Origin of the sequence: Sphingomonas yabuuchiae (genome assembly GCF_001477495.1) — a bacterium.
Taxonomy (GTDB): Bacteria; Pseudomonadota; Alphaproteobacteria; order Sphingomonadales; family Sphingomonadaceae; genus Sphingomonas; species Sphingomonas yabuuchiae_A.
Window position 1 is genome coordinate 1 of record NZ_LDTF01000051.1, and the last position, 16,508, is coordinate 16,508.

The window sequence follows — 16,508 nt, forward strand, 5'->3', positions numbered from 1 at the left end:
GGATGTGTATAAGAGACGGGCGTGTTCCACCAGAAGTTCGGCTATGGCGCGATCGCCGCGATCGCGCCATAGCCGAACTTCTGGTGGAACACGCGCTCGCCGACACGCAGATCCTCGCGCCCCTTCTGCCCCAGTCCCACGGAGGGCGACCGCGACTCGACGATCCGGGCGGGGCGGGGTGGGGTTGCGTTCTGCCCCGTCGCGGCCCGCTGCCAGCCCGGCCCGCGCCCGGTGCCGCGCCCGACCTTGGCGAAGGGGTCTGCATGTTCGGACCAGTTGGCCCGCCACAGGCTTTCGCCGCCGGTCATGCTCGTCTCGCTCTCGATATGCTCGGGCGGCAGCTCGCCGACGAAGCGGCTCGGCAGGCTCGATGTCCACTGCCCATAGATGCGGCGATTGGCCGCGTGGAGGATCACCGCCTTGCGCCGGGCGCGGGTGATCGCGACATAGGCAAGCCGCCGCTCCTCCTCCAGGCTGCGCGTACCACCTTCGTCGATCGCACGCTGTGATGGAAACAGGCCTTCTTCCCAGCCCGCCAGAAACACCGTATCGAACTCCAGCCCCTTGGCGGCATGGATCGTCATGATCGTCACTTCGGGCTCGCGCTGGTCGCCGTCGCGGTCCATGACCAGCGAGACATGCTCCAGGAACGCGCCGAGCGACTCGTAATCCTCCATCGCGCGGACGAGTTCGGAGAGGTTCTCCAGTCGCCCGGCCGCTTCGGCCGACTTCTCGTTCTGATACATGGCGGTATAGCCGCTCTCATCGAGCAGCTGCCGCGCCAACTCCGGATGCGCGAGGTCGCGGGCCATGTCGCGCCAGCGCGCGATGTCACCGATCAGATTACCCAGGCTCCGCCGCGCCTGCGGCGTCAACTCGTCGGTGTCGAGGATACGTGCCGAGGCGATCGTCAGCGGTAGTCCTTCGGCCCGCGCCAATTGATGAATCTTGGCCAGCGCCTTGTCACCCAGCCCGCGCTTGGGCACATTGACGATCCGCTCGAATGCGAGATCGTCCGACGGCTGGTTGACGATGCGCAGATAAGCGAGCGCATCGCGGATTTCGGCCCGCTCGTAGAAACGGAACCCGCCGACGATCCGATAGGGCAGGCCGATCGCGATGAAGCGATCCTCGAACTCGCGGGTCTGATGCGAGGCGCGAACCAGAATTGCGATATTGTCGTAAGACGTACCGGACCGTCGCGCCGACTCGATTTCTTCGCCGACGCGCCGTGCTTCCTCGGGGCCATCCCAGACCCCCAGCACCTGGACCTTCTCGCCGACGTCCAGCTCGGTCCAAAGCGTCTTGCCGAGCCGTCCGCCATTGTTCGCGATCACCCCCGACGCCGCGCCAAGGATGTGCGGCGTCGAACGGTAATTCTGTTCCAGCCGGATGACCTTGGCGCCCGGGAAGTCCCGCTCGAAGCGCAGGATATTCTCCACCTGTGCGCCACGCCACGAATAGATGGACTGGTCGTCATCGCCGACACAGGCGATGTTCTTGCGCGCCTGGGCGAGCAGGCGGAGCCAGAGATACTGGACGCTGTTGGTGTCCTGATACTCGTCCACCATGATATAGCGGAAACGCTGCTGATAGTGCTCCAGCACGTCGCGATGCGTCTTCAGGATGGTGAGCATGTGGAGCAGAAGGTCGCCGAAGTCGCAGGCGTTCACGCTGCGCAGCCTGTCCTGATACTGGCGATATAGGTCGGCGCCCTGGCCGTTGGCGTAACGCTCGGCCTCGCCCGCATCGATATCGCCGGGGACCAGCCCCTTGTTCTTCCACTCGTCGATCAGGCCGCCCAGCGCGCGTGCCGGAAAGCGCTTTTCGTCAATGTCCGCCGCGACGATCAACTGCTTGAGCAAACGCAGCTGATCGTCGGTGTCGAGGATGGTGAAGTTGGACTGCAGCCCGACCAGTTCGGCATGGCGGCGCAGCATCTTGGCCCCGATTGCGTGGAAGGTGCCCAGCCATGGCATCCCCTCCACCGCATCGCCGACCAGCCGTCCGACCCGCTCGCGCATCTCGCGGGCGGCCTTGTTGGTGAAGGTGACCGACAGGATCTCCGACGGCCAGGCTTTCCGCGTATAGAGAAGGTGCGCCAGCCGCGCGGTCAGCGCCGCCGTCTTGCCCGTGCCCGCGCCCGCCAGCACCAGCACCGGCCCGTCCGTGGTCAGCACCGCCTCGCGCTGAGCGGGGTTCAACGTCCGCAGATAGGGATAGTCGGCCAGCGAAGCGGCGGGATCGGTGGAAGGCACGGTCATCGCGAACAGTTAGGGAACGTTTGCGGCGGGGGCAACCACCCGCATCCTCGGCACCACCTTGTTTCATCGCGGGATGCGTCATCGTGGCGTCTTTTGTGCGACGCGAAAGCGACATGTCCACCGCCTAAAGGCGCGGCGTGCCGACGAGCAGTGGGGTGTCCCGACCACTCACGCCGCCGTGACGGGCACGATCCGATGCAGGAGCACCCCAAGATGAAGAAGTTTACGGCAGCCGCCATTGCGGCTTCTCTGTTTGCGTCCGCAACGGCTCAGGCCGAAATGCGCGAGCCCGTCACCGTCACCGTCCGTCACGCCGATCTCGACCTGTACCGTGCCGATGATCGCGCCCAGCTCGACGCGCGTATCCGCCGTGCTGCTACCATGGCGTGCGGTCATGTGACGGTCGACCTGCGCCGCAATGCCGATATCGCGCGCTGCCGCCGGGAGATGATGGCGGATGCGGCGATCAAGGTCGCGGCATTGTCGTCCGCTGCGCCGGTCGCGCTGGCCAGCAAGAACTGAGATCATGCACGGCACTCGGCCGGGCGGTTCGATGCACCGCCCGGTCGCGTTCCGATGCGAGACGGCCAGGACCGGCAGACACCGGGCAACCGTCATGAAAATGTCACCGGAAAGGGGCAACGCGATTGGTCATGACATCCTATGCGCTCGCCGGTGGCCAATCCGAATCCCGCGTTCGCGGGCCACGTCTCGACGCCGGGCTCCATCCGATGGGCCGCTGGGTGTTCACCGCCCTGTTGATCGGCGGTCTCGCCTATGCGGGCTATAGCATTGCGGTCGACACGGCCCGCGTTGGCGAGCCGATGGCCATGGGCGTGTTCGCATTTCTGGGGCTCGCGCTGCTGATCGCGCTGGGCTTCGAGTTCGTGAACGGCTTTCACGATACCGCCAATGCGGTCGCGACCGTCATCTACACCCATTCGATGCCCGCCCCGCTGGCCGTTATCTGGTCCGGTTTCTTCAATTTCCTGGGCGTCCTGACCTCGACCGGGGCCGTCGCCTATTCGATCATCACGCTGCTGCCCATTGACCTGATGCTGCATGTCGGATCGGCTGGCGGGTTCGCGATGATCTTCGCGCTGCTGCTGGCGGCTGTCCTTTGGAACCTGGCGACTTGGGCAGTGGGGCTACCCAACTCGTCGAGCCACGCGCTGATCGGTTCGATCCTGGGCGTGGGGCTTGCCAATCAGTTGCTGTCCAGCATTCCCGGCACCTCCGGGGTAGACATGGCACAGGTGTGGAAGGTCCTCTCCGCGCTGCTGTTTAGCCCGCTGATCGGTTTTGCCGGTGCCCTGATGCTGCTGCTCGTCATGAAGCGCTTTCTGCGCGACAAGCGGCTCTATCGGGAGCCGGAGGGCGACACGCCGCCGCCACGTGGCATCCGCGCGCTCCTGATCTTCACCTGTACGGCAGTCAGCTTTGCGCATGGCGGCAATGACGGGCAGAAGGGCATGGGGTTGATCATGCTGATCCTGATCGGCTGCGCGCCGACCGCTTATGCGCTGAACCGCACGCTGCCGGAGAGCGCGATGCCCGCTTTCGTACGCAGCGCCCAGGTCGCGGCGACGTCCTATGCCGCACATGGTGCGCAGGCTACTCCGTCGGTCGACCAGGCGCGCGCAGACGTGGTCGACGGCGTCCGTAAGAAGGCGATCGATACCCCGAAGGTCTACGCGGGTCTGTCCGCGCTGTCGCGCGACATCGGCGAGCGGATCGGCAATTACGGTGCACTCAGCCGCGTCCCCGCCGCCGTCGTGCCCAATCTGCGCAACGACATGTATCTGGTTCTCGACACGACCCGCATGGTGACCAAGAGCGAGACGGCCAAGCAGCGCTTCACCGCTGCGGAGATCGAGGCGCTCAACAGCTATGCCGGATCGCTGGAGCGGGGCACCCGCTATATCCCGCTCTGGGTGAAGGTTACCGTCGCGCTGGCGCTTGGCCTGGGCACCATGGTCGGATGGCGGCGGATCGTCGTCACGGTCGGCGAGCGTATCGGCAAGACGCATCTGACCTATGGCATGGGCGCCGCGGCCGAGTTGATGACGGCGGCCACGATCTTCGGTGCGGAATATATCGGCCGTCCGGTGTCGACCACGCACATCCTGACCTCCGGTGTGGCAGGCGCTTCCGTCGCCAATGGCGCTGGTCTTCAGTTCCGGACGATCCGCAACATGCTGTTGGCCTGGGTCTTGACCCTGCCTGCGGCCATGCTGCTGTCGGGCACGCTCTACTGGCTGCTGTTGCAGTTGGCTGGCGTGCTGGCAGGGTAAGCGGATAGGGCTTTACGCCGGGCGCTCGCTTCTTCACGAACGAGGCATGACCCAAGCCTCGCCTCCGTCGCATCGCCATATCCTGCTGGCCAGCCTGACCGGCACGGCGGTCGAGTTCTACGATTTCTATATCTACGCGACAGCGGCGGCGCTGGTGTTCGGTCCGCTGTTCTTTCCGGCTTCGTCGGCGACGGCCCAGTTGCTCTTGTCCTACGCCAGCTTCGGTCTCGCCTTTGTGGCCCGGCCGGTGGGGGCCATTGCTTTCGGTCATTTCGGCGATCGGGTCGGCCGCAAATCGACGCTGGTGGTCAGCCTGATGCTGATGGGCGGATCGACCGTCGCCATCGCCTTCCTGCCGACCTATGCGCAGGCCGGATGGATCGCACCGCTACTGTTGTGCATCGCGCGGCTGGGGCAGGGCCTCGGACTGGGCGGCGAATGGGGCGGAGCTGCCTTGCTCGCGGTGGAGAATGCCCCGCCCGGCAAGCGCAACACCTGGGGCATGTTCCCGCCGCTGGGTGCGCCGGTCGGGTTCATTCTGGCCAACGGCTTTTTCCTGGTCTTGGGCCTGATCCTGACCGACGATCAGTTCCGCGCCTGGGGCTGGCGCCTGCCGTTCCTGGCGAGCGCGGTATTGGTGCTGCTGGGTCTGTGGGTTCGCCTGCGCCTGACCGAGACGCCCGATTTCGCCGAAGCCAAGAAGGCCGAGGCGCTGCCCCGCGTACCGATCGCTACCCTGCTTCAGGGGCATGGCCGCGCGCTACTGGCGGGGACGGGTGGGGTGGTTGCCTGCTTTGCGATCTTCTATCTCGCGACCGCCTTTGCGCTGGGGCATGGAACCACCGTGCTCGGTTATCCGCGCGAGGCGTTCCTGGGCATTCAGCTCGTGGCCATCCTGTTCCTGGCGCTCGGCGTCGTCGTGTCCAGCGTGATGGCGGACCGACATGGTGCGCCTTTCATGTTGCGGCTGGGCTTTGCGGGTTGCGTGCTGGTCGGGATCGCGATGGGACCGATGCTGGGATCGGGCTCGCTCGCGATCGTGTTTGTCTGGCTGGCGGCTGCGCTGTTCGTGATGGGCTTTGCCTATGGCCCGCTGGGCGGCTGGCTGCCTGCGCTGTTTCCGGCGGGCGTGCGCTATACCGGCGTGTCGATGACGTTCAATCTGGGCGGCATCATCGGCGGTGCCCTGGCCCCCATCGCGGCACAGGCGTTGACCGAGCGCGGCGGGCTGAACTTCGTCGGCGGCTATCTGGTCGCCGCCGGTCTGCTCAGCCTCGCCGGGCTCGCCCTGATGCGCGGGCGGAGCGGCGATCAGGCCTGACGAAGCAGGGTCAGTCGCGCCTTGCCGTGGACGCGAGTGGCGTCGACGGTGAAACCCGCAATCTCGACCTCTTCCTGCTTGGCGGTTTCGATGCTGACCCAGGTGCCTGCACCGACCCAGCCAAGTCGGGCCAGCTTGTCGAGCGCGACACTGCCCGCGCCCGTTGCATAGGGCGGATCCATCAGGATCAGATCGAGCGGCGCACGCGCAGGCCCCAGCGCCATTACCGACGAGGCCCGGACATCGCCCTTCGCCTCCAGCTTGGCGAGGTTGGCGCGCAGCGCGTCGAGCGCGGCGCGGTCCTGCTCAACAAACAGGCAAGACGCCGCCCCGCGCGATAGCGCCTCGATCCCGAGCGCGCCCGAACCGGCGAAGAAATCGCCGACCGCCAGCCCCTCGAAATCGCCCAGCCGCGCCGTTAGCATCGAGAACAAGGCCTCGCGCGTTCGGTCCGCGGTCGGACGCGTCACGTCACCCTTGGGCGCGACGAGCGGGCGTCCGCGCCATTGTCCGGCGATCACACGCATCAGCGTTGCCCTCCGGGCCGACCGGGACGCGAGCCGCCTCCGCCGGGTCGTCCTCCGCGATTGTGAGGGCGCGACGGGCCACCGGAACGACCGGACGAACCCTGTGGGCCACGCGACGGACGGGCGGGGCGGTCACCGCGATCGTCGAAACGCGGCTGGCGTGGACCACTTGCGGGCTTGCCAAAGGGCTTGGCATCGCCACGCGAACGGTCGGAGCGCGCGCCGTCCCGTGCCGGGCGTTCGCCCCGGTCGTCAAAACGCGACGCCCGCTGTCCACCGGAGCCGTAGCGCTCGCCGGTGGCAGCGCTGCCGAAAGGCTTGGCATCCCGACGCGACCGATCGGAACGACCACCCTCGCGAGCAGGGCGCTCGGCCCGGTCATCGTAACGCGATGGCCGCTGACCGCCGGAACCCGACCGTTCGCCCGTCGGGGATTTGGCAAAGGGCTTGGCCCCCGGCCGCGCCCGATCCGACCGGACACCGTCACGCGCCGGGCGTTCGGTACGGTCCTCGAAGCGTGATGGGCGTTGTCCGCCAAAGCCGGACCGCTCGTTGGTCGGTGACTTGCCATAGGGTTTCGCGCCCTCACGCGGTCGGTCGGACCGAACGCCTTCGCGGGCCGGGCGGTCGTTCCGGGCATAGGCCGACGACGGACGCGCGTCGTCACGGCGGCTCCGGTCGCCATACCCCATCCGCTCCTGCGACCGGGGGCGGTCACTTGCTCCACCGCGGGCCTCGCCTGCACCAGCGCGTGCCGGGCGCTCACCTGCTGCGGCGCGCGTCGGCGGCGTGCGGAAGCCGGGCTTGATCTTCGCGGGCTTGATCGCATCGGCGGGAATGCCGCCCTCCAGCGATCGCCGGAACTCGACGATATCGGCACCACGGACCTCGCCGATGTCACCGACCGGCAGCTCGTCCAGCACGAACGGACCATAGCGCAGCCGGATCAACCGGCTGACCTGAAGTCCCAGATGTTCGAGCACGCGGCGCACTTCGCGGTTCTTGCCTTCGCGCAGCGTCATTTCGATCCAGACATTCGCGCCGGTCCGCCGCTCGAGATTGGCGTCGATCTGGCCATAGCGGATGCCGTCGATCTCGATCCCGTGGATCAGCTCTTCCAGCTGCGCCTGGGTGATGTCGCCATAAGCGCGGGCGCGATAGGTGCGCTCGACGCCGGTGGCGGGCAATTCCAGCTGACGCTTGAACCCGCCGTCGGTGGTCAGCAGCAGCAGCCCCTCGGTGTTGAGGTCAAGCCGTCCGACCGGCACCAGACGCGGCAACCCCTCGGGCAGGCGGTCATAGATGGTCGGCCGCCCGGCGGGATCATGCTCGGTAACGAGCAGACCAGTGGGCTTGTGGTAGAGGAAGAGACGCGTCGGTTCGGGTGCCGCTACGGGGTCGCCGTCCACGGTCACGCCGTCGAGCGTGGAGAGAAGCGTCGCCGGGGTATCGATGGTCACGCCGTTCAGGGCGATCCGTCCCTCGGCGATCATCCGCTCGACCTCGCGACGCGACGCGACTCCTGCCCGCGCGAGCAGCTTTGCTATACGTTGATCTGGTGTCATGATCCACGCTGATACAGAGGGTGTCGACCAAAGGAAATTAATTGCGTCGTTTCTCGCAGACAAAGCGTTACGCGAGCGAGCGGGACAGCAGGACAGGCCGATAGAGGGATGAGATTCTTCGGGCGAAAGAAACGACAGCTGGTCAAGCTGCTCGTCGTTGAGGACGAGCCGCTGGTCGCGTTCGACACCGAACACGTCCTGACCGATGCCGATTATGAGGTGGTCGCCACCGTCGACCGGGTCAGCAAAGCCGTCACCCTGATCGATGGGGGGGCGGGGATCGATCTGGTTCTGGCCGATGTGCGGCTGGCGGATGGCAGCGGTGTCGATGTCGCGCGGGCGGCCCATGCCCGCGACATCCCCGTTCTGTTCATCACCGGCACGCCGCCCGACGGCGTCGAGCAACTCGCCGACGGGCTGCTCATGAAGCCCTATGGCTCGCGCGAACTGCTGGGCGCGATCGATGCAATCGAGGAGCGTCGCGCGGGAAAGGCGCCCGGCCGCCTGCCGTCGGGCTTTCGGCTTTTCACCCGGACCGGATCGTCCGGCCCCGTTGCCCCTGATGGCCAAGCCTTATAGGGTCTCCGCTTTCCGGTAAGGTGAGCGGTTCTATGGCGAGTGCGCGTTGGTTGGATGGAGTGCGGCCTTATGTCGAGCCCGCACCGCTGGCCTCGCTTGCGCTCGGCATCTCGTCGGCCTTTCCGCTGACCATGATCAACGCGACGCTGGCCAGCCGGCTGGCAGAAGCGGGGATCGAGAAGAAGAGCGTCACGGCCTTTGCGCTGGTGATCCTGGCCTATAATCTGAAATGGCTCTGGGCCTGGATCGTCGAGGGGGTGAAGATTCCTGTCCTCCACCGGCTGGGCCAGCGTGTCTCGTGGTTGCTGGTCGTGGCGGCGCTGGTGTGTGCGGCGGCGATCAGCCTGGGCCTCGCCGATCCGCGCGTGTCATTGGCACAGACGGCGATGGCGGCCCTGGCGCTGGGAGTTGCGGGGGCGACGTTCGACATCGTGATCGACGCCTATCGCATCGAGTTGCTCGAGCCGCGCCAGTTAGGCGTGGGGGCGGGCATGGGCCAATATGGCTGGCGGATCGGATCGGCCTTGATCGCCTCGCTCTCGCTGGTCATCGCGACACGGGCGGGGTGGAGCGTGGCCTATATGGTAAGCTGTGCCTTCGCGCTGCCCGCAGTCCTGACCGCGCTGTTCATGGGCGAGCCGAAGCGGCATAACGAAATCACCGCCAAGCGCCCTAGCGAGGGGATCGTCCGCGCGGTCGTCGGCCCCTTTGCCGAGTTTTTCCGCCGTCAGGGCGCGCTCGTCATCCTGGCCTTCATCCTGGTCCACAAGATCGGCGACACGCTGGCCAACCTGACCTTCCGCTTGTTGTTCAACGACCTGGGGTTCAGCAAGGACGAGATTGCGCTGTACGATGTGGGCGTCGGCTTCTGGGCACTGCTGATCGGCGTGTTCGTCGGCGGCGTGCTCTATGCGCGGCTGGGGATGAAGCGCTCGGTGCTGATCAGTCTGGTGCTGATGGCGGTGTCGAACCTGTCCTTTGCGGGGCTTGCCGCGCTGGGTCATTCCAATTGGGGCATGGCGGGGGCGATCGGGTTCGAGAATTTTTCGAGCGGGATCGGCGGCGTCACCGTCGTCGCCTATTTCTCCGCGCTGACCGACCTGCGCTTCACCGCCGCGCAATATGCGCTCATCTCGGCGGCGGCGAGCGTGGTCGGGCGTATCCTGAGCGGTACGACGGCGGGCGCGCTGGTCGAGCAATTCGGTTATGTCGATTTCTATCTGCTGACCACGGTCGTCGCGGTGCCGGGCGTCCTGTTGTTCTGGTGGATGGCGAGGTCGGGCCTGGTCGACCGTTCGATCGGCAGCGCAGGCGTCGCCGGAGAAGGCGACGCCCGTCGCGAGGCGCCGGTCAGTAACTGATCGGCCGTCCCTCGTCCGCAAAGGCCGCCGCGACGGCGGCGGCGCTTACCAGCACGCTGTCGACCCGCCGAACGCCGAGCAGATCGGTCATGAGAAAATGCGCCTTTTGCGGTGCTGTTTCCATCTGGGCAAGGATGGTCATCAGCGCTGCCTCCGCCGCCGTCATCCGCGCACAGCAGCACGGCGCAATCGCAATCTGCCCCGAGGCATGGGCGGCCAGATCGGCCATCAGCGTCCGCATCAGGATCAGCGGACGCCGGAAATCCTGCCCGAACATAGTGAACAGCGTGTGCGACGCGCGGGCATCCGCCAGCCCGTGCGCGCCCATCCGACGTATCGCGAACAGGGCAATCCGGGCATGGGGGCAGGCCGGCAGCATGTGGGGCAACGCTGCGGCGAGGGTGGTGGTTTCGGCCATCGGCGGGGACTCCGTAATTACGGATCCCATGCTAAACGCTCGCTATTGATAGTCAATCGCAAATAAAGGAGGCGACGTTGTCGGCTCGTCGCATCAATGCGGCGCCTCGTCATTCTCCGAGAGAATTTGTCCGGCCAAGTAAAGCGATCCCGCGATCAGGACATGGGCCGGGTTCTCAAACCGATCGGCGATCAGAGCGAGCGCGTGCGAAGGGCCACGGGCAGAAACGGCCTTCAGGCCCAAGGCGTGGGCCTGTTCGACAAGACTTTCGGGCGAGTGGCAAGCGTGGTCGGGCACGGGCACGGTGACGATCAGGTCGACCATGCCGCCGAGCTTCTCCAGAACCGGCCCGGCCTCCTTGTTCGCCAGCATGCCCAGAACGAGTGCAGTCGGCCCATTGGAACGCCATCCCGCCATGGCCCGCGCCACCGGCGTCGCAGCGGAGGGATTGTGTGCGCCGTCCAGCCAGCATTGGGTCTCGGCGGGCAGCACCCGCGTCAACGGCCCGTGCCTTAAACGCTGCATCCGAGCCGGCCACCGGACGCTAGTCGCTGCCTGCATCAAAGCAGCATTCGGCACGATCAAGGCCTTTTGATGCCGAAGCATCGCCACCGCCAGCGCCAGGTTGCGCGATTGATGCCCACCCGTCAGGCCCGGCCGGGGCAACGTGATTTGTCCGTGCCTGTCTTCGTAGGACACGCCATGGCGCGTGGACGTGCTCGACCAAGCTTGTCCCCGCGCGAAGACAGGAGCCTCGGCGGTTGCGGCAACGTCGGCGATCGCGTCTCGCAGGGGGCGGGCATAGTCCATGGTGACCAGCGGCGTGCCCCGCTTCGCGATCCCCGCCTTTTCGCGTGCGATGCCGGTCAGTTGGCGGCCCAGAAACGCCTCGTGATCGATACCCAGCGCAGCGATACCGCACACGGCAGGAGGGGGCAGGATATTGGTAGCGTCCAGACGACCGCCCAAGCCCACTTCAACGATCGTCGCGGCGGCCGGATTGCGCGCGAAGGACAGGAACGCAGCCGCCGTCGTCACTTCGAAGAAGCTGGCGCCGATCCCCTCGGCTCGACCCAGCACCTCGTCGAGCACCGCCGCCAGCGCATCGTCCCCGATCAAGCGGCCATTCAGCCGGATACGTTCGTTGAAGCGGACGAGGTGCGGGCTGGAATAGACATGTACGCTTTGCCCGGATGCCTCGATCGCGGCGCGCAGAAAGGCGCAGGTCGAGCCCTTGCCGTTGGTGCCCGCGACATGGAAGACCGGCGGCAGATGCCGTTGCGGATCCCCCAGTCGTCCGAGGAGGGTCGTGATCCGCTCCAGACCGAGAACATCCGCACCGGGCGACAGGCTCCATAGCCGGTCGAGCTGTGCCTGGACGGCCGGATGGTCGGAACGGGCGTGATCGGGCATCGGCCGGACTCTTGGAAAGCGGATATGACAAGAGGCGGACCTCTCGGCCCGCCCCTCTAATGCCATCAGTTGAAAAAGGCGACGGCTCAGGCGGCCTGACGCGACCCGGTCAGATAGCCGATCACGGTCGCCAGACGTTCGCGCAGGTCGTGGCGATGGACCACCATGTCCAGCATCCCGTGATTCAGATAATATTCCGAGGTCTGGAAATCGTCAGGCAGCTTTTCGCGGATCGTGCTTTCGATCACGCGGCGGCCGGTAAAGGCGAGCATCGCCTTGGGCTCGGCGATCTGTACGTCGCCCAGCATCGCATAGGCCGCCATCACCCCGCCCGACGTCGGGTCGGTCAACACAACGATATAGGGCAGGCCCGCATCGTGCAGCATCTGGATCGCCACGGTGGTGCGCGGCATCTGCATCAGGCTGAGAATGCCTTCCTGCATGCGCGCGCCGCCCGAGGCGGTGAAGATGACATAGGGGCAGTTGTCCGCGATCGCCGCCTCGACGCCGCGCACGAAAGCCTCGCCGACCGCCAAGCCCATCGACCCGCCCATGAAGGCGAAGTCCTGTACGCCGACCACGACCTTATGGCCCTGGATCGTGCCCCGCGCATTGACCAGTGCATCGTTCTCGGCCGCGCTGGTCCGCGCCGCCTTCAGGCGATCGGCATAGCGCTTGGAGTCGCGGAACTTGAGCGGATCCTCGGGCACCTTGGGCGCCGGAAGCTCGTTGCAGCTGCCTTCATCGAGCAGATGCCGGAAACGCGCCTTCGGCCCGATGCGATCATGATGATCGCATTTCGGGCAGACGTTCAGATTGTCTTCCAGCTCCTTGGTGAAGACCATCTGCCCGCAACCCTTGCACTTGTGCCAGAGATGATCGGGCGTCTCCTTCTTGACGACGAAGGGGATGACGTTGCGGACGCTGTTGAGCCAGCTCATGCGAGTTCCTTGCGTGCATCGGCCAGTGCCGACGACAGGGTTTGAATATAGGCGCGGACCGGGGCGGGGGCGTTCGCCCCATGCTCGCCCACCAGATCGACGATCGCCGAGCCGACGACGACACCGTCGGCCACGCGACCGATCGCCGCCGCCTGTTCCGGGGTACGGACGCCGAAGCCAACCGCGACCGGCAAATGGGTCGCCGCCTTCAGCCGGGCGACCGCATCCTCGATCGAGGATTGCACCGCCTGCTGTTGCCCGGTGATACCTGCGACCGAGACATAATAGAGGAAACCATCCGCCCCCGTCAAAATCGTCGGCAGGCGCACCGCATCGCTGGTCGGGGTGGCGAGGCGGATCGAGGCAATGCCCTTCTCGCGCAGCGCAACGCCCAGCGCATCGTCTTCCTCGGCGGGCACGTCGACGCAGATTACGCCATCGACCCCCGCCTGGGCCGCCGCCTCGGCGAACCATTTGGGGCCGCGCACCGTCATCGGGTTGGCATAGCCCATCAGGACCAGCGGCACTTGGGGGTGACGGGCGCGAAAGGCGGTCGCGATCGCCAGCACGTCGGCGGTGCGGGTGCCCGCGCTTAGGCTGCGGATATTGGCCTTCTGGATCGCGGGGCCATCGGCCATCGGATCGGTGAAGGGCATTCCGAGCTCGACCACGTCCGCGCCCCCCTCGACAAGCGCGTCGAGGATGGCGGCGGTGTCGCCCGGCGTCGGATCGCCGGCGGTCACGAAACTGACGAGCGCGGCACGCCCCGCATCGGCACAGGCCGCAAAGGTATCGGCGATCCGGCTCACATCTTGGCTCCCAGCGCGTCGGCGACGGTAAAGATGTCCTTGTCGCCACGACCCGAAATATTGACCAGCACGATCTGATCGCGATCCATCAGCGGCGCGCGACGGATCAGGCCGACCAAAGCATGACTGCATTCCAGCGCGGGGATGATCCCCTCGACCTTGCAGCACAGTTGGAATGCGTCGAGCGCCTCGGTATCGGTCACGCCTTCGTAAACGACGCGGCCGGTATCATTCAGCCAGCTATGCTCCGGCCCGATCCCCGGATAGTCGAGCCCGGCCGAGATCGAATGCGCCTCGGCGATCTGACCGTCCTCGTCCTGCAACAGATAGGTCTTGTTGCCATGCAGGATACCGGGCTTGCCGCCGGTCAGGCTGGCCGCATGCTGGGTGGTGTTCAGGCCGTGTCCGGCCGCCTCGATGCCCAGCATCGCGACCTCGGCATCGTCCAGGAACGGGTGGAAGAGACCGATGGCGTTCGACCCGCCGCCGACCGAGGCGATCAGCAGGTCGGGCAGGCGGCCCTCGGCTTCCAAAATCTGCGCCTTCGACTCAGTGCCGATCACCGACTGGAAGTCGCGGACCATTTCCGGATAGGGGTGGGGGCCCGCCGCCGTGCCGATGATGTAGAAGGTGTCGTGGACATTGGCGACCCAGTCGCGCAGCGCCTCGTTCATCGCATCCTTCAGTGTCTGCGCACCAGACGTGACCGGGCGCACTTCCGCACCGAGCAGCTTCATGCGGAAGACGTTCGGCGCCTGACGCTCAATATCGCGCGCACCCATGAAGATGGTGCAGGGCAGGCCGAAGCGCGCCGCGACGGTGGCGGTCGCCACGCCGTGCTGGCCCGCGCCGGTCTCGGCGATGATCCGCGTCTTGCCCATCCGCTTGGCGAGCAGGATCTGGCCGATGCAATTGTTGATCTTGTGCGCGCCGGTGTGGTTCAGCTCTTCGCGCTTGAAATAGACCTTCGGCCCCTTGCCCTCGGGCGCGCTCGCACGAAGCGTCTCGGTCATGCGCTCGGCATAGTACATCGGGCTGGGACGACCGACATAATGGGTCATCAGATCGTCGAACTCGGCCTTGAAAGCCGGGTCGACCTGTGCGGCGCGATACTCACGCTCCAGGTCGAGGATCAGCGGCATCAGCGTCTCGGCGACGTAGCGCCCGCCGAAATCACCGAAATGGCCGCGCTCGTCGGGCTGGGCACGGAAGGAATTGGGGGCGTTCATCTCGTTTCCCTTGGGCATTTGCGGGGCGACCCCTGCAAACGATCCTGTCACTGATTTGTCGCAACGGCTTTAAGGAACGTCGCGATCTTGTCCATATCCTTGACGCCCGGCGCACTCTCGACGCCAGAGGATACATCGACCAAGGGCGTCCCCGTCCGCCGGATCGCCTCGGCGACGTTCCCGGCATCCAGCCCGCCGGACAAGGCCCAGCGCAGCGGGTGGCGAACCCCGTCGAGCAGGCTCCAGTCGAAGCGGAGGCCCATGCCGCCGGGCAACGATGCGTCGTCCGGCGTCTTGGCGTCGTACAGGATCAGGCTGGCCGCCCCCGCATAGTCGCGAGCCTTTTCGACATCGCCGCGCAGCTTGATCGCGACCGCCGCCCAGACTTCCCGGTCGAACTTCGATCGGATCGCGGCCACGCGCGCCGGTGCCGTGCGATGAAGCTGGATGGCGTCGAGCATTCCGGCACGGACCGCCGCCTCGAGCAACTGGTCATCGGGATCGACGAAGACACCGACACGCTGGACATGGTCGGGCACCCGTCCCGCCAGTCCCGCCGCGACGTCGAACGTCAGGTGCCGGGGAGAGGCAGGGAAGAAGACGAAGCCAACATGGCTCGCCCCGCCGCCCAGTGCGGCGTCGAGCGTGGCGGGCGACGTCAATCCGCAGATCTTGGCAGTGGTCGGCATGGTCGTTTCCCGAATGGGAGGGTCCGAAAAACGGGATTAGAGCGTGGCCGCGATCGCGCGTGCGGCGGCATCGGAGTCCTCGGCCTGGGTGATCGGACGGCCGATCACCAGGATCGAAGCGCCAGCATCGACCGCCGCACGCGGAGTGACGACGCGCTTCTGGTCACCGATCATACCGTCGACCGGACGCACGCCGGGGACGACGAAAAAGCCCTTGGGCCACGCCTTCTTGACGGCGGCGACCTCTTCGCCGGAGCACACGATACCGTCCACGCCTGCCTCGGCGGCCAGATCGGCCAGGCGGCGGACATGATCCGCAGGAGAGCCGATGACGCCGGTGTCGCTCAGGTCGCTGGCGTCCAGGCTGGTCAGCATGGTGACGGCGACCACCTTGGTGCCGGTCGGCGCTGCAGCCTTGGCATCCTCCAGCATCGCGCGGCCGCCGCTGGCATGGACGGTCAGGATGGCGGGGGCGAGCGGGCCGAGCGACTGGACGGCCTTGGCCACGGTGTTCGGGATGTCGTGCAGTTTCAGGTCGAGGAAGATGGGCAGGCCGATATGCGCCATCTCGCGCACGCCGGTCGCGCCGTGCGCGCAGAAGAATTCGAGTCCCAGCTTCAGCCCGCCGACATGGTGGCGGACCTTCTGCGCCAGCGCCTGGGCGCGAGCGAGATCGGGGGTATCGATGGCGACGTAGATGCGATTGCTCATGAAGGGATCAGACCATCGGCTGGGTGTTGGAGGTGGCAGGGTTGGACGCCGCGGGGGCGACATAGGCGCTGGTCTCGGCCGATACCGCGGCCAGCGAACGCTCGGCGGCGCTCAACCGCTGACGCAGCCTCCAGCGCGCGGCATGCTGCCAGATCAGCGTCGGCACCAGCCCGAGCAGGAAGGTCAGGAACAGCAGCAGCGGCAGGTTCACATCTGCCACCAATCCGCCAACCAGCCGGATCGGCACGGTCGTCCAGTTCCCCAGCGTGAAAGCCGCGGCCAGAAAGGCCAGCAGGCACCAGAAGAGCATTTTCAGGAACTGCATGGGTTTCTCCGCATCACCGGGTTCGGCGATGCGGTCTAGCGGCGTTGGTCCTGCATGACCAG

16 protein-coding genes are annotated in these 16,508 nt (G+C 66.3%); 5 read left to right on the forward strand and 11 right to left on the reverse strand.

Features of this window, described 5'->3' with window-relative positions:
* Positions 1-41: 41 nt before the first annotated feature.
* On the reverse strand, positions 42-2,264 hold the full coding sequence (locus NS355_RS10390) for an ATP-dependent helicase (RefSeq protein ID WP_244489647.1): 2,223 nt from the start codon (positions 2,262-2,264) through the stop codon (positions 42-44).
* A gap of 213 nt (positions 2,265-2,477) precedes the next feature.
* Here NS355_RS10390 and NS355_RS18315 point away from each other — a divergent pair, with 213 nt between their 5' ends.
* The 3 genes from NS355_RS18315 to NS355_RS10405 all read left to right on the forward strand — a co-directional run bounded on the left by NS355_RS18315 (position 2,478) and on the right by NS355_RS10405 (position 5,879).
* The gene (locus NS355_RS18315; RefSeq protein ID WP_167345441.1) at positions 2,478-2,786 is read left to right on the forward strand and encodes a UrcA family protein; all 309 of its coding nucleotides are present in this window, start codon (positions 2,478-2,480) and stop codon (positions 2,784-2,786) included.
* 131 nt (positions 2,787-2,917) lie between these two features.
* Positions 2,918-4,558, forward strand: a complete 1,641-nt coding sequence (locus NS355_RS10400) for an inorganic phosphate transporter (protein ID WP_058745654.1) — start codon at positions 2,918-2,920, stop codon at positions 4,556-4,558.
* A 46-nt stretch (positions 4,559-4,604) separates the two neighbouring features.
* Positions 4,605-5,879 (forward strand): MFS transporter, encoded by a 1,275-nt coding sequence (locus tag NS355_RS10405; protein WP_058745655.1) that lies wholly within the window; start codon positions 4,605-4,607, stop codon positions 5,877-5,879.
* Here the strand turns inward: NS355_RS10405 and rsmD are convergent.
* Together rsmD and NS355_RS10415 are read right to left on the reverse strand one after the other, a co-directional pair.
* A complete protein-coding gene (gene rsmD, locus NS355_RS10410; RefSeq protein ID WP_058745656.1) occupies positions 5,870-6,406 on the reverse strand; it encodes a 16S rRNA (guanine(966)-N(2))-methyltransferase RsmD in 537 nt (178 codons plus the stop codon). The genes NS355_RS10405 and rsmD overlap by 10 nt on opposite strands.
* Complete coding sequence (locus tag NS355_RS10415) at positions 6,406-7,971, reverse strand: pseudouridine synthase (RefSeq protein WP_058745657.1); 1,566 nt, start codon at positions 7,969-7,971, stop codon at positions 6,406-6,408. Before NS355_RS10415 ends, rsmD begins: the two co-directional genes overlap by 1 nt.
* Before the next feature lie 108 nt (positions 7,972-8,079).
* Between NS355_RS10415 and NS355_RS10420 the strand changes: the two genes are divergently transcribed.
* Both NS355_RS10420 and NS355_RS10425 read left to right on the forward strand, forming a co-directional pair.
* The gene (locus tag NS355_RS10420; protein WP_058745658.1) at positions 8,080-8,550 is read left to right on the forward strand and encodes a response regulator; all 471 of its coding nucleotides are present in this window, start codon (positions 8,080-8,082) and stop codon (positions 8,548-8,550) included.
* Positions 8,551-8,582: 32 nt separating this feature from the next.
* Positions 8,583-9,911, forward strand: a complete 1,329-nt coding sequence (locus NS355_RS10425; protein WP_058745659.1) for an AmpG family muropeptide MFS transporter — start codon at positions 8,583-8,585, stop codon at positions 9,909-9,911.
* Here the strand turns inward: NS355_RS10425 and NS355_RS10430 are convergent.
* The 8 genes from NS355_RS10430 to NS355_RS10465 all read right to left on the reverse strand — a co-directional run bounded on the left by NS355_RS10430 (position 9,901) and on the right by NS355_RS10465 (position 16,446).
* Entirely contained in the window at positions 9,901-10,329 is a 429-nt protein-coding gene (locus tag NS355_RS10430; RefSeq protein WP_058745660.1) for a DUF6628 family protein, read from the reverse strand. The genes NS355_RS10425 and NS355_RS10430 overlap by 11 nt on opposite strands.
* Positions 10,330-10,422: 93 nt before the next feature.
* Entirely contained in the window at positions 10,423-11,742 is a 1,320-nt protein-coding gene (locus NS355_RS10435) for a bifunctional folylpolyglutamate synthase/dihydrofolate synthase (protein ID WP_058745661.1), read from the reverse strand.
* An 86-nt stretch (positions 11,743-11,828) separates the two neighbouring features.
* Positions 11,829-12,683, reverse strand: coding sequence for an acetyl-CoA carboxylase, carboxyltransferase subunit beta (accD, locus tag NS355_RS10440; protein ID WP_058745662.1), 855 nt, complete (start codon positions 12,681-12,683; stop codon positions 11,829-11,831).
* Positions 12,680-13,492, reverse strand: a complete 813-nt coding sequence (gene trpA, locus NS355_RS10445; RefSeq protein ID WP_058745663.1) for a tryptophan synthase subunit alpha — start codon at positions 13,490-13,492, stop codon at positions 12,680-12,682. The genes accD and trpA overlap by 4 nt, the downstream gene beginning before the upstream one ends.
* Positions 13,489-14,721 (reverse strand): tryptophan synthase subunit beta, encoded by a 1,233-nt coding sequence (trpB, locus tag NS355_RS10450; protein WP_042488874.1) that lies wholly within the window; start codon positions 14,719-14,721, stop codon positions 13,489-13,491. Before trpB ends, trpA begins: the two co-directional genes overlap by 4 nt.
* Before the next feature lie 47 nt (positions 14,722-14,768).
* Positions 14,769-15,410, reverse strand: a complete 642-nt coding sequence (locus tag NS355_RS10455) for a phosphoribosylanthranilate isomerase (protein WP_058745664.1) — start codon at positions 15,408-15,410, stop codon at positions 14,769-14,771.
* Positions 15,411-15,446: 36 nt separating this feature from the next.
* Complete coding sequence (pyrF, locus tag NS355_RS10460) at positions 15,447-16,121, reverse strand: orotidine-5'-phosphate decarboxylase (protein WP_058745665.1); 675 nt, start codon at positions 16,119-16,121, stop codon at positions 15,447-15,449.
* A gap of 7 nt (positions 16,122-16,128) precedes the next feature.
* Positions 16,129-16,446, reverse strand: a complete 318-nt coding sequence (locus NS355_RS10465; RefSeq protein WP_058745666.1) for a lipopolysaccharide assembly protein LapA domain-containing protein — start codon at positions 16,444-16,446, stop codon at positions 16,129-16,131.
* Positions 16,447-16,508: the final 62 nt, after the last annotated feature.